The 13063-nt window shown below is 64.9% G+C and carries 13 protein-coding genes; 9 read left to right on the top strand and 4 right to left on the bottom strand.

From position 1 onward, the window contains the following. Nucleotides 1-18: 18 nt before the first annotated feature. Nucleotides 19-273: a hypothetical protein gene (locus BRA471DRAFT_RS32755; RefSeq protein WP_007597166.1), complete on the bottom strand. Its 255-nt coding sequence runs from the start codon at nucleotides 271-273 to the stop codon at nucleotides 19-21. Nucleotides 274-408: 135 nt separating this feature from the next. Between BRA471DRAFT_RS32755 and BRA471DRAFT_RS32750 the strand changes: the two genes are divergently transcribed. From BRA471DRAFT_RS32750 to BRA471DRAFT_RS32740, 3 genes are read left to right on the top strand one after another with little or no spacing between them, the layout of a single operon-like run. Then, entirely contained in the window at nucleotides 409-2490 is a 2082-nt protein-coding gene (locus tag BRA471DRAFT_RS32750) for a M3 family metallopeptidase (RefSeq protein ID WP_007615164.1), read from the top strand. Further along, a complete protein-coding gene (locus tag BRA471DRAFT_RS32745) occupies nucleotides 2490-3128 on the top strand; it encodes a DUF1007 family protein (RefSeq protein ID WP_007615163.1) in 639 nt (212 codons plus the stop codon). The genes BRA471DRAFT_RS32750 and BRA471DRAFT_RS32745 overlap by 1 nt, the downstream gene beginning before the upstream one ends. Next, entirely contained in the window at nucleotides 3125-4219 is a 1095-nt protein-coding gene (locus tag BRA471DRAFT_RS32740; RefSeq protein ID WP_007615162.1) for a nickel/cobalt transporter, read from the top strand. Before BRA471DRAFT_RS32745 ends, BRA471DRAFT_RS32740 begins: the two co-directional genes overlap by 4 nt. 105 nt (nucleotides 4220-4324) lie before the next feature. Here BRA471DRAFT_RS32740 and BRA471DRAFT_RS32735 read toward each other — a convergent pair whose 3' ends face one another. Continuing rightward, nucleotides 4325-4723, bottom strand: coding sequence for an MAPEG family protein (locus BRA471DRAFT_RS32735; protein WP_007615161.1), 399 nt, complete (start codon nucleotides 4721-4723; stop codon nucleotides 4325-4327). A gap of 79 nt (nucleotides 4724-4802) precedes the next feature. Between BRA471DRAFT_RS32735 and hemH the strand changes: the two genes are divergently transcribed. The 4 genes from hemH (at nucleotide 4803) to BRA471DRAFT_RS32715 (ending at nucleotide 8633) form a co-directional block, all read left to right on the top strand. Beyond that, the gene (gene hemH, locus BRA471DRAFT_RS32730; protein ID WP_035974481.1) at nucleotides 4803-5840 is read left to right on the top strand and encodes a ferrochelatase; all 1038 of its coding nucleotides are present in this window, start codon (nucleotides 4803-4805) and stop codon (nucleotides 5838-5840) included. Between the two features lie 25 nt (nucleotides 5841-5865). Further along, nucleotides 5866-6840, top strand: a complete 975-nt coding sequence (locus BRA471DRAFT_RS32725; protein WP_007615159.1) for an ABC transporter substrate-binding protein — start codon at nucleotides 5866-5868, stop codon at nucleotides 6838-6840. A 274-nt stretch (nucleotides 6841-7114) separates the two neighbouring features. Continuing rightward, nucleotides 7115-8116 (top strand): SPFH domain-containing protein, encoded by a 1002-nt coding sequence (locus BRA471DRAFT_RS32720; RefSeq protein ID WP_007615156.1) that lies wholly within the window; start codon nucleotides 7115-7117, stop codon nucleotides 8114-8116. Between the two features lie 70 nt (nucleotides 8117-8186). Beyond that, entirely contained in the window at nucleotides 8187-8633 is a 447-nt protein-coding gene (locus BRA471DRAFT_RS32715; protein ID WP_007615154.1) for an NfeD family protein, read from the top strand. 166 nt (nucleotides 8634-8799) lie between these two features. Here the strand turns inward: BRA471DRAFT_RS32715 and BRA471DRAFT_RS32710 are convergent, their stop codons facing one another. Beyond that, nucleotides 8800-9129 carry a helix-turn-helix domain-containing protein gene (locus tag BRA471DRAFT_RS32710; protein WP_007615152.1) on the bottom strand — a complete coding sequence of 110 codons (330 nt, stop codon included), beginning with the start codon at nucleotides 9127-9129 and terminating at the stop codon, nucleotides 8800-8802. Nucleotides 9130-9201: 72 nt separating this feature from the next. Here BRA471DRAFT_RS32710 and BRA471DRAFT_RS32705 point away from each other — a divergent pair, with 72 nt between their 5' ends. After that, the gene (locus BRA471DRAFT_RS32705; protein WP_007615150.1) at nucleotides 9202-9756 is read left to right on the top strand and encodes a carboxymuconolactone decarboxylase family protein; all 555 of its coding nucleotides are present in this window, start codon (nucleotides 9202-9204) and stop codon (nucleotides 9754-9756) included. A gap of 109 nt (nucleotides 9757-9865) precedes the next feature. On the opposite strand, the gene BRA471DRAFT_RS32700 is transcribed toward BRA471DRAFT_RS32705, so the two are convergent. Next, nucleotides 9866-10873, bottom strand: a complete 1008-nt coding sequence (locus BRA471DRAFT_RS32700; RefSeq protein WP_007615148.1) for an SIS domain-containing protein — start codon at nucleotides 10871-10873, stop codon at nucleotides 9866-9868. A 191-nt stretch (nucleotides 10874-11064) separates the two neighbouring features. Here BRA471DRAFT_RS32700 and BRA471DRAFT_RS32695 point away from each other — a divergent pair, with 191 nt between their 5' ends. Next, on the top strand, nucleotides 11065-12831 hold the full coding sequence (locus BRA471DRAFT_RS32695; RefSeq protein WP_007615146.1) for an outer membrane beta-barrel protein: 1767 nt from the start codon (nucleotides 11065-11067) through the stop codon (nucleotides 12829-12831). Nucleotides 12832-13063: the final 232 nt, after the last annotated feature.

Here is a 13063-nt window from a genome sequence, read left to right as displayed (position 1 = left end):
CTCGGGCGCGAGGAAGTGTCAGCCGCGCTTCGTGAACGGCTCGACGCGCTGAGCGGCGCGGATGAAGGCAGTCATCACGAGCACGCCGAGCGCAAACAGCGCGGCCTGAAGGATATGCGTGCCCTGCTCGCCCAGCCCGAACAGGATCGCGAGCGCCCAGCCGCCGGCAAACGCCGCGCCGAACACCTCGGCGCCGATCAGGATGGCGGCGCTGATGACGGTGATGACGCTCGGCCAGACGATCCGACGGGAAGACGAGGAGGTCGCGTTCATGAGCTCAGGGGTCCTAGGCTTGGAGGGCCGCAATCTCCCCGAAAAGGCAGCCGGGAGCAAGGGCAAATGGCCCAAAAAAGCCCCATCGCGTGCTATAGCTGGCCGCAACAATCGAGCCACAAATCGGGACTTGTAATGTCAGAACCCCGCCAAACTACGGACTCCGAGACCAACCCGCTGCTGAAGGCCTGGGTGACGCCGTTTGCGACCCCGCCCTTCGACGAGATCAAGCCGGAGCACTTCCTCCCGGCCTTCGAGCAGGCCTTCGCCGACCACTCCGCCGAGATCGCAGCGATCACCAACGACCCGACCGCGGCCGACTTCGCCAACACCATCACGGCGCTGGAGCGCTCGGGCAAGCTGCTCAGCAAGGTCGCGTCGGTCTTCTACGACCTCGTCTCGGCGCATTCCAACCCGGCCATTCTGGAGATCGACAAGGAGGTTTCCTTGCGGATGGCGCGGCACTGGAATCCGATCATGATGAACGCCGTGCTGTTTGGCCGCATCGCCCAGCTGCACGAGAACCGCGCCAATCTCGGTCTGACACCGGAACAGCTCCGCTTGCTCGAGCGCACCTACACCCGCTTCCACCGCTCCGGTGCCGGCCTCTCCGAAGAGGCCAAGACGCGGATGGCGGAGATCAACGAGAGATTAGCCCAGCTCGGCACCAGCTTCAGTCATCATCTGCTCGGCGACGAGCAGGAATGGTTCATGGAGCTCGGCGAAGCCGACCGCCAGGGCCTGCCGGAGAGTTTTGTCGCCAGCGCCAAGGCTGCGGCAGAAGAACGCGGCATGGCCGGCAAGGCCATCGTCACCCTGTCGCGCTCCTCGGTCGAACAGTTCCTGAAGAGCTCGGCCCGGCGTGACCTGCGCGAGAAGGTCTACAAGGCCTTCACCGCGCGGGGCGACAACGGCAATGCCAACGACAACAACGCGACCATCGTCGAGGTCCTGAAGCTGCGCGAGGAAAGCGCCAATCTCCTGGGTTACCCGACCTTCGCGGCCTACCGGCTCGAGGATTCCATGGCCAAGACGCCGGAAGCGGTGCGCGGCCTTCTGGAGCGGGTCTGGAAGCCGGCGCGGGCGCGGGCGCTCGCCGACCGCGACGACATGCAGGCGCTGATCACGGAGGAGGGCGGCAATTTCAAGCTCGCCCCCTGGGACTGGCGCTTCTACGCCGAAAAGCTGCGCCTTCAGCGCGCCAATTTCGACGACGCCGCGATCAAGCCCTATCTCGCGCTTGATCACATGATCGCGGCCGCCTTCGACTGCGCCACGCGCCTGTTCGGCGTCACCTTCGAGGAGCGCAAGGATGTGCCGGTCTGGCATCCGGACGTCCGGGTCTGGGAGATGAAGGGGCGGGACGGCAAGCACAAGGCGCTGTTCTATGGCGACTACTTCGCCCGGCCATCGAAGCGCTCCGGCGCCTGGATGACCTCGCTGCGCGACCAGCAGAAGCTCGACGGCGAGGTCGCGCCGCTGATCCTCAACATCTGCAACTTCTCCAAGGGCGCGGATGGGGAACCCTCGTTGCTGTCGCCCGACGACGCCCGCACCCTGTTCCACGAGTTCGGCCACGGCCTGCACGGGATGCTCTCAAACGTGACCTATCCGTCGTTGTCGGGCACCTCCGTGTTCACCGACTTCGTCGAATTGCCTTCGCAGCTCTATGAGCACTGGCAGGAGCGGCCCGAGGTGCTGCAGCAGTTCGCCCGCCATTACCAGACGAGCGAGCCGCTGCCGGACGATCTGCTGCAAAGGTTCATGGCCGCCCGAAAATTCAACCAGGGTTTTGCCACCGTCGAGTTCGTCTCTTCGGCGCTGATCGATCTCGAATTCCACACTCAACCGGCTTCCGCCGCGCAGGATGTCCGCGCCTTCGAGAGACGCGAGCTGGAAAAGATCGGCATGCCCGAGGAGATCTCGCTGCGTCACCGTCCGACGCAATTCGGTCACATCTTCACCGGCGATCATTATGCGGCCGGCTATTACAGCTACATGTGGTCGGAGGTGATGGACGCCGACGCCTTCGGTGCATTTGAGGAAGCCGGCGACATCTTCGATCCCGCCGTCGCAAAGCGCCTGCACGACGACATCTACTCGAGCGGCGGATCGGTCGATCCGGAAGCCGCCTATGAGGCCTTCCGCGGCCGGCCGCCGGAGCCGGACGCGCTCTTGCGCCGTCGCGGCCTGCTCGACGCCCCGAAGGCTGCCTGATGGGCATGCGGACCCTGCTGGGGCTGCTGCTCGCCGTCGCCCTGTCGCTCGCGGCAGGCGAGGCGCGGGCGCATCCGCATGTCTGGATCACCGCGACCAGCGAGCTGCTCTACGCCCCCGACGGCACCATCACCGGCGTGCGCCACGCCTGGACTTTCGACGACATGTTCTCGGCCTATGCAGTGCAGGGGCTCGAGAGCAAGACCAAGGGTGCCTATACTCGCGAGGAGCTGGGGCCGCTGGCGCAGACCAACGTCGAGTCGCTGAAGGAATACGCCTACTTCACCTTCGCGCGGGCCGACGGCAAGAAGGAGCGATTCCAGGAGCCGGTCGACTACTTCCTCGACTACAAGGATACCGTGCTGACCCTGCACTTCACGCTGCCGCTGAAGAACCCGGTCAAGCCCAGGCAATTGGTGCTCGAAGTGTTCGACCGCTCCTTCTTCATCGACTTCCAGATGGCCAAGGACAATCCGGTCAAGCTGGTTGGCGCGCCCGCCGGCTGCCAGATGAAACTTGACCGGCCGAGCGACGGCACCGCGAGTGCCCAGAAGCTCAACGAGCAGACTTTCATGAACGGCGAGAATACCAATTTCGGCATGATGTTCGCCAACAAGATCACGGTGGATTGCCCTTGAAGCCGCAACTCACGCCTCTCGGGCGCGGGCTCGCCGTCTGCGCCGGCGTTCTTCTCGTCGTGGCCGTGGCCGACGCGGCGCTCCACGATCTCCTCGCGCAAAATCCGTTCGGCGCGCCGCGTTCGCCACAAGCCGCTCAGCCTGAGGCCAGTGGCCTCATCGGCTGGCTCTTGGCAAAACAGTCGGAATTCTATCGCCAGATGTCGGCGACGATCCGCGCCGCCAAGTCCGACGGCTCGGCGGTGTGGACGCTGCTCTTCATCTCGTTCGCCTATGGCATCTTCCACGCGGCCGGCCCCGGTCACGGCAAGGCGGTGATCGCCTCCTATCTCGTCGCCAATCGCGAGACCGCGCGGCGCGGCATCGTGCTGTCGTTTGCCTCCGCGCTGATGCAGTCGCTGGTGGCGATCCTGATCGTCGGTATCTCGGCCTGGGTGCTGAATGCGACCGCCAAGACCATGTGCAAGGCGGAAGGCGCGATCGAGATCGCAAGCTACGCGCTCATCGCACTGTTCGGCCTGCGGCTGGTCTGGGTCAAGGGCGGCACCTTCATCCGTGCGCTGCAGGCGGTTCAGCCGGTGCCGGCGATCGCGGGCGTGCCGCATGACCATCATGATCACGGTGACCACCACCACGATGCGCACGATCATCATGGTCACGATCATGCCCATCATCACCACGAAGATGACCACGTCCATGACGAGCATTGCGGCCATTCCCACGGGCCCACGCCCAGCGAGCTCGCCGGCCCCGGAGGCTGGGGACGCGGCTTTGCCGCGATCCTGACCGTCGGCATTCGCCCCTGTTCAGGCGCGATCCTGGTGCTGGTGTTCGCGCTGGCCCAAGGCCTGTTCTGGGCCGGCATCGCCTCGACCTTGCTGATGGGGCTCGGCACCGCGATCACGGTCGCAGCCATTGCCGTGGTCGCCGTCTCCGCCAAGGACATCGCCGCCCGCCTGAGCGCCGGACGCGACGGCAACGGCGCACTGTTCATGCGCGGCATCGAATTCGCCGCCGCCGGCCTCGTGCTGCTGTTCGGTGCAGGCCTGTTGTTGGGTTACATCGCGGCCGAACGGACGACGTGTTTTTGAGCGGCAGGTGTTGTAGCCCGGATGGAGCGAAGCGCAATCCGGGACAGTGCCGCCGTGGAGGAATCCCGGATTACGCTTCGCTCCATCCGGGCTACGATCTCAAGCTCACACCGGCAAGAACTGCTTCAAGGCCGGCATGAAGAAGATCCCGAGATTGATTGCAAAGCCGATACTCCAGAGAATGGAGCGCAGCGTCGGGCGGTTGCCGAGATAGGTCAGCACATAGGCGATCCGTACGATCAGGAACAGCGCCGCGAGCTCGTCGATCAGGCGCTGCGGCGACTCCCTGTATTCGGCCAGCAACACCGCGAAGGCGAAGAACGGAAAGGTCTCGATGCCGTTCTGGTGCGCGCCGAGCGCGCGCTGCGCGATGGCGTCCTCGAAGAACGCTGGATCGCGCGGCCGCGAATTGTCGAAGCCACGAAATCTGATCCATTTGATCGAGACGATCGTTAAGAGATAGAGCAACAGCGCCCCGAAAACGCACCATTCCGCCAGCGTCATGGTTCTCCCCCTGTGCACTGACCCTAGCGAAACCGGCCCAATCTTGACAAGTTCGGAACAACGCGCGACGCAACGGATCATGATGACAATCGCCCCCAGCCAGACCGCGATGCCGGCGACGCAGCCGGCCCCCTCGGGGGTCGGCGTACTCCTGGTCAATCTCGGCACGCCCGATACCGCCGACGCGCGCGGCGTGCGGGTCTATCTGAAGGAGTTCCTCTCGGACGCCCGTGTCATCGAGGATCAGGGCTTGATCTGGAAGGTGGTGCTGAACGGCATCATCCTGCGCACCCGCCCCCGCGCCAAGGCGCGCGACTATCTCAAGATCTGGAACACCGAGAAGAACGAGTCGCCGCTCAAGACCATCACGCGCTCGCAGAGCGACAAGCTCGGAGCCATGCTGTCGGACCGCGACCAGATCATGGTAGAGTGGGCGATGCGCTACGGTAATCCTTCGATCAAGTCGGGCATCGATGCACTGATTGCGAAGGGCTGCGATCGCATCCTAGCCGTGCCTCTCTATCCGCAATATTCCGCTGCGACATCGGCCACCGTCTGCGACGAGGTGTTTCGCGTGCTTGCCCAGCTGCGCGCGCAGCCGACGCTGCGGGTGACGCCGCCTTATTACGAGGACGAAGCCTATATCGAGGCGCTCGCCACCTCGATCGAGACGCATCTGGCGAGCCTGCCGTTCAAGCCGGAGCTGATCGTCGCCTCCTTCCACGGCATGCCGAAGGCCTATGTCGACAAGGGCGATCCCTATCAGGGCCAATGCGTCGCGACCACCGAGGCGCTGCGCCGCCGGCTCGGGATGGACGCGACAAAGCTGCTGCTGACCTTTCAGTCGCGCTTCGGATTCGACGAGTGGCTGCAGCCCTACACCGACAAGACCATGGAGCGTCTGGCGAAAGAGGGCGTGCGCCGTATCGCGGTGATCACGCCGGGTTTTTCCGCCGACTGCCTCGAGACGCTGGAGGAGATCGCGCAGGAGAATGCCGAGATCTTCGAGCACAATGGCGGCGAGCAGTTTTCCGCGATCCCCTGCCTCAACGACAGCGACCCAGGCATGAACGTGATCCGAACGCTGGTGCTACGCGAGCTCCAGGGCTGGATCTAGTGAGCCTGGATCCGAGGAGCGCCCCATGAACCGCCGCGAGGTTCTGGCGCTTCTTGGGGTGACCGCGGCGCTGCCGGCCTCGGTGCTGGCGCAAACGAATGCGACGCGCCGGCTCGGCGTGCTCTCGGTCACTGCGGCCGACGATGCGATCGGGCAGACGCGTAGCGCAGTCCTGGTCCAGGCGCTTGCCGGCCATGGCTGGAAGGAGCGCGACAACCTCAAGATTGATTGGCGCAACGGCGGCGGCGACCGCGCACGGATCGCGCAATTCGCCGACGAACTCGTGGCGCTCAAGCCCGACATCCTGCTTGCGGTCGGCACGCCCTCGGTCGAGGAGCTGCGCCGGCGCACGGCGACGATCCCGATCGTTTTCGCCGTCGTCACCGATCCCGTCAGCCAGGGCTTTGTCCAGAATCTCGCCCATCCCGGCGGCAATGTTACCGGCTTCACCGATTACGACGGCCCGCTGGCTGGCAAATGGCTGGAGATGCTGACGCAGGTCACGCCAAAACCGTCCCGTGTGTTCGTGGTCTACAATCCCGCCACCGCGCCGTTCGCGCCCCTGATGCTGGGTACGATCGAGGACGCTGGGCGCGCGCTCGATGTGACGGTGGAGTCCACGCCGGTCCATGACACGGCCTCGATCGTCGCCCTGGCTTCGCGGAAGGATGGCGGCCTGCTGGTGCTGCCGGACTTCTTCACCATGTCCAACCGTGCGCTTCTGCTGGCGGCCATCAATGAAGCGCGCGTGCCGGCGGTGTTCTGGAGCCGCACCTTCGTCGACGAGGGTGGCTTGATGTCCTACAGCACCGACAGCGCCGAGCAGCTCCGCCGCGCCGCCTCCTATATCGATCGCATCCTGAAGGGGGCGCGGGCGGCCGACCTGCCGGTCCAAAATCCAACCACGTTCGAGCTGGCGATCAACTTGAAGACGGCCAGGGCGCTCGGCGTCACGCTTTCGCCAAGCCTGCTCGCAACCGCGAACGAAGTCATCGAGTAGGATTTGGCTGCGACCGCCGGCATGGCCGGATTCGTTAATTTCGTCGCTAGGTCTGCGCCAGCACGCTTTCAAGAGCGCCTCGCAAATACATAATCGCGACCATTCCCTCTCCCGGCGTCTTGTGTAGAATCCTGCCGATGCCGAAATCATCCACGACCGCTGAACACTGAATCCTTTACTGAACGCTTTACTGAACCCCTGGGGTCGTGATCCCGACCAATGACAGCGCGGAAAAGGGCCTTTTCCCGACAATCTTTCCCGCCTTGGAGGAAATATGAGCGGTTTCGACATTTTCGCGATTGTGCTGGTTTTGCTCGTCATCGTCACGTTGGTGGCCGGCGTAAAAACGGTGCCGCAGGGCTATGACTGGACCATCGAGCGGTTCGGCAAATACACCCAGACGCTGAGCCCGGGGCTCAATCTGATCGTGCCCTATTTCGATCGCGTCGGGCGCAAGATCAACATGATGGAGCAGGTGATCGACATTCCCGAGCAGGAGGTGATCACCAAGGACAACGCCACCGTGACGGTCGACGGCGTCGCCTTCTTTCAGGTGTTCGACGCCGCCAAGGCGAGCTACGAGGTCTCCAACCTGACCCAGGCCGTCACCGTGCTGACCATGACCAACATCCGTTCGGTGATGGGCTCGATGGATCTCGACCAGGTGTTGTCGCACCGGGACGAAATCAACGAGCGGCTGCTGCGTGTGGTCGATGCCGCCGTCTCACCCTGGGGCCTCAAGGTCAATCGTATCGAGATCAAGGACATCGTGCCGCCGGCAGACCTCGTCGAAGCGATGGGCCGACAGATGAAGGCCGAGCGCGTCAAACGCGCCGACATCCTTCAAGCTGAAGGTGCACGCCAGTCCGAGATCCTGCGCGCCGAGGGTGCCAAGCAGGGCCAGATCCTCCAGGCGGAAGGTCGCCGCGAGGCCGCCTTCCGCGACGCCGAAGCACGCGAGCGGTCGGCGGAAGCCGAGGCCAAGGCGACGCAGATGGTCAGTGAAGCCATTGCCAAGGGCGACGTCGCGGCGCTGAACTATTTCATCGCCGACAAATATATCAAGGCGTTCGGGCAGTTCGCGGACTCGCCGAACCAGAAGATCATCATGCTGCCGATCGAGGCCACCAGCATGCTCGGCTCGCTTGCCGGCATCGGCGAGATCGCGAAAGCCACGTTCGGCGAGAGTGCTGCATCCGCGGCTGCCGCCGCTCGTCGCGGTTCGGTGCCGACGACTGGGAGCACGCCGCCGGCGGTGCCTCCGCGGCAGGGGTAAAGCGCATGCCCCGGAAAAGTGGACACCGGTTTTCCGACAAGGGCATGCGTCATTTCAAAGAGGTCGTGTCATGACCGACATGTTCGTATCGCTCGGCACCTGGAACTGGCTGATCTTCGGCTTCATCCTGATGGCGTTGGAGGTGCTGGCGCCGGGCGTGTTCCTGTTCTGGCTCGGACTCGCCGCGCTGCTGGTCGGGCTGATCTCGTTCGGAGTCGCGACATCCTGGCAGATTCAGCTCGTGATGTTCGCGATCTTCGCCGCCGCCGCCGTGCCGGTATGGCGCCGCCTCGCCCGGCCGAAGCCGGATGCAATTGCCGCCAGCCCCTTCCTCAACAAGCGTGCGGATGCGCTGCTCGGCCGCGAGTTCACGCTGGAGAAGCCGATCGTCGACGGCAACGGCACCATGCGCATCGGCGACACCGTCTGGCGCGTCGCAGGTCCCGATACGCCGGCGGGCACGCGTGTGAAGGTGGTGCAAGTGGACGGTGCGAATCTGACGGTGGCGGCGACGTAGTCTTATCTTACCTCGCCCCGCTTGCGGGGAGAGGTCGGATTGCATCGAAGATGCAATCCGGGTGAGGGGGAGTCTCGGCGAAGGCAGCTGTCACTGAATTTGCGGAGGCAGCCCCTCACCTCAACCCTCTCCCCGTAAGAACGGGGAGAGGGAGATGACCGGCGTCTCAGCTCTTCTTCCACCTCTCCGCAAACCGGTGCAGCGGCATGAACGTCTCGCACAATTCCCGCCCGAGCGCCGTCAGTCCGTAACCGCCGGCTTCGCCGAGCTCCACGAACCCGGCCTCGCGCAAATCGTCCAGCCGCGCCTGCAGCACTGTGGGCGAGGCCTCGTTGCAGGCCGTTCGCAATGTGCGCGAGGTGAGGGGGGCATCGCGCAGCTCCCAGAGGATCCGCAGGCTCCAGCGGCGCCCCAGGATGTCGAGCAGCGCCATGATCGGTCGCCCGGTGCGCGAGCCTCGGACGCCGCGCGATCTCGAACTGGTCTGTTTCGCCATCGTCCCCCTCTTGCGCGCCGCTACACATAGTGTAGCGTGATGCTACAAGAAATGTAGCAAGAGAGGCGGCCAATGTCCCAAGCCACATCGCGCATTGCCCCGCTCACCCCGCCTTATCCCCCGGAAATCCAGGCGCAGTTCGACCGCATCATGCGCGGTGCGCCGCCGCTGCTGCTGTTCCGGGTGATGGCGGGCCATACCCGCGCCTGGGACAAGTTTCGCGCCGGCGGCCTGCTCGATCCCGGACCGCTGTCGCTGCGCCAGCGCGAGATCGTCATCGACCGCACCTGCGCGCTGAACCAATGTGAATATGAATGGGGTGTGCACGTCGCGGTCTTCGCCGCGCCGGCGAAATTCACCGAGGAGGAGGTGCGCGCGACCGTGCTGGGCGATGCGGCGTCGTCGTGCTGGTCCCCGGCCGAGCAGGCGCTGATCGCCGCCGTCGAGGCGCTGCATCACCGCGCGACGCTTGACGACGCCGAGTTCGCCGCGCTGTCGGCGCATTATGACGAGGCGCAGATCCTGGAGATCATGCTGCTGTGCGGCTTCTACCGCACGGTCTCGTATCTGGCGAATGGGCTGCGGCTGCCGCTGGAGGACACGGCGGCAAGATTTCCGCAGCTCTAGCCACACGTCATTGCGAGGAGCTCTTGCGACGAAGCAATCCAGGCTGTCTCCGCGGTGACAGTCTGGATTGCTTCGCTGCGCTCGCAATGACGAGCGGAGAGAGCGTGTCTTAAGCCACGCCCGCCCGCAGCAGATCGTGCAGGTGCACGATGCCCACCACCTTGTCCGCCTCGGTCACGACCAGCGTCGTGATCTTGCGGGTGTTCAGCACCTCGATCATCTCGGTGGCGAGCATCGAGGGCGGCACGGTCTTCGGCTGCCTGGTCATGATGTCGTCGACCGACGCCGTCAGCAGGTCCGGCCGCATGTGGCGGCGCAAATCGCCGTCGGTGATGATGCCGACAGCCTCGGCCGCATCGTTGACGATGCAGACGCAGCCGAGGCCCTTGGCCGACATCTCCATCACCGCGTCCGACATCTTGGTGCCGAGCGGCTTGAGGGGGATCTCCGCGCCGGTGCGCATGTAGTCGCGGACGAATTTCAGCATTGCGCCGAGCTTGCCGCCGGGGTGGAAGTGCGCGAACTCCAGCGCGGTGAAGCCGCGGCCTTCGAGCAGCGCGATCGCGAGCGCATCGCCGATCGCGGCCTGCATCAGGGTCGAGGTGGTCGGCGCCAAATTGTGCGGGCAGGCCTCGCGCGCCTTCGGCAGCTCGAGGACGATGTCGGCCGCTTGTCCCAGCGAGGACGCCGCGTTCGACGTCACCGCGATCATCGGGATCGCGAACCGCGCGGAATAGTTCACGAGAGTCTTCATCTCCGGCTGCTCGCCGGACCAGGACAGCGCCATGATGACGTCGTCGGTGGTGATCATGCCGAGGTCGCCATGGGCGGCTTCGGCGGTGTGGACGAAGAAGGCGGGCGTGCCGGTGGAGGCCAGCGTTGCCGCGATCTTGCGACCCATATGGCCCGACTTGCCGAGCCCTGTGACGATGACGCGGCCCTTCGCGTTGCGGATCAGATCGACCGCCTGGGCGAAGCTGGCGCCAAGCGAGCCGCGCAGGGCGGCGGCGAGCGCGTTGATACCGCCACTCTCCGTTTCCAGCGTGCGGAGTGCGGATTCGACGCTGTCGGGAATGGGGCCGGATGATTGGGTCATCAGCGGTTTCGAACTCGGCATGTTCTGGTCCAGGGAGGAGGGGCGTTCGCCCGTTGGCGCCTGCTTAGCACGCCACGGCCTTCGAGGCGACGAGGGCGCCCCGACCCTCAACCGGTCGTTAACCATAATTGTTTTAACTCCATTAACGATGGTTCCCGCCGATCGGTGGGGACGATCGCGAAAGTGTTTGATTTCGTTGGAGTTCTTCCATCGTGGGGTCGTCTCCAGGCACGAGCCGGAGCAAACGCGCGCATTTCCTGCGCGCGGCTTTGCCGTGCCTTGCGCTGACGGTCCTCGGAAGCGCCCCCGTGGCCGCCCAGAGCCTCACCCCCGACCTGTTCAGTCCCAACCGCGGTGGCTTCGCCTCGCCCGACACGCTGCCGACGCGCCGCACCGCGGGCGTGCCGCAGGCGCCGTCGGATGCGCTGCCGGCGCTGCCCGATCCCAACGCCGATTTGCGCAAGCGCCAGCAGACGCCGGCGCGCCCCGGCCAAAACCCGACCAACCAGAACCCGACCGGCCAGGTCCCGACCTATGGCCTGCCTGCCGCCAACGGCGCGAGCAGCTCCGGCTACGATTCGCTCAACCGCAAGCGGCAGCAGCCGAAGCTCTATCCGGGTCAGCCGAAGCCGAAGCGCCCTGCCGGTCCCGGCTCGCCGGTACCGCCTGCGACGCCTGAGCGAACGCTCGGCCCGCCGCGCATCGCGCCGCCGCCGTCCGAGACTGCGCACAAGACACCGGTGCCGCCGGCGATGGCCGGCAACGTGCCCGGCCAGCCGCTGCGCCGCCGCCTCAAGCTCGACGACGATGCGTTCGGCGCGGTCGGCGATTATGCTGGCAGCTTCCTGATCAAGGGCGGGCTCGAGCTCTCCACCGGCTACGACACCAACCCGGCGCGCCTAAACAAGCCGGTCGGCTCGCCGGTTTATGTGGTCGCGCCCGATCTCCTCGTGGCGTCCGATTGGGAGCGCCACGCGCTGGTCGCGGATCTGCGCGGCTCGTTCTCGGGCTACACCAACAACATGCCCGCGACGATCGACGGCTTTGCCTCGCCCTCGCCGGTCGAGGTCGACCGCCCCGACTTCAACGGCCACATCGACGGCCGCATCGACGTCAATCGCGATCTCAAGCTGACCACGCAGCTGCGCCTGCGGCTCGCCACCGACAATCCCGGCAGCCCGAACGTGCAGGCCGGCCTGCAAAAATATCCTGTTTACGCCGCCTATGGCACGACAGTCGGCTTCGACCAGACCTTCAACCGCTTCCAGGTCGCGGCCGGGGCCACCGTGGACCGCACTGCCTACACCAACTCAAAGCTGACCGACGGATCGATCTTCAGCAACGACGATCGCGACTTCAACCAGTATGGCGGCGTGGGGCGCTTCTCCTACGAGTTGAAGCCGGGCCTGAAGCCGTTCGTCGAGATCCAGGGCGACACCCGCGTCCACGACCGGGCCGCCGACCGCAACGGCTATTTCCGCGATTCGAACGGCGGCTACGCCAAGGTCGGCACGTCCTTCGAGTTCTCGCGCATTCTCATCGGCGAGGTCTCGGTCGGCTATTCCGCGCGCAACTATGTCGACCCGCGCCTGAGCCAGCTCGCGGGCTTCCTCACCTCGGGCTCGCTGATCTGGAGTGCAAGCGGCCTCACCACTGTGAAATTCGCCACCGACACGCAGATCGCCGAGACCACCGTCCCCGGCTCCTCCGGCGTGCTGGTGCACACCTACGGGATCGAAGTCGATCACGACTTCCGCCGCTGGCTCACGGCCGTCGGCAAATTCACCTACGGCACCTACGACTATCAGGGCCAGAACCGCAACGACAAGACCTACTCGCTTGAAGGCAATCTGATCTACAAGCTCAACCGCAACATCTGGATCAAGGGCACGCTCCGCCACGACATCCTGGATTCGAACCAGCCGGGCTCAAGCTCGCAGGGGACGGTGGTGATGGTCGGTGTGAGGCTGCAGAATTAGGGAGGCCTGACCTTAGGCTCCTGGCTAATGTAGCCAAACCTCAGGTGTCGTCCTGGCGAAAGCCAGGACGGCCCCCGTGGCACAAGAGCTTAGTGAGGTTTGATCGGATCGCTTGCATCCATATGTCCGGCCTGTTGATGCGGCTTTGTCGGACCGCTGGCCAAGATGGTTTTCGCGACACGAGTTCCAATCACCCATGCGACCTTATTCGGCCAATGGGTCCTACGGATTT

Origin of the sequence: Bradyrhizobium sp. WSM471, assembly GCF_000244915.1 — a bacterium.
Taxonomy (GTDB): domain Bacteria; phylum Pseudomonadota; class Alphaproteobacteria; order Rhizobiales; family Xanthobacteraceae; genus Bradyrhizobium.
This window is presented reverse-complemented; position numbering and strand designations above follow the sequence as displayed.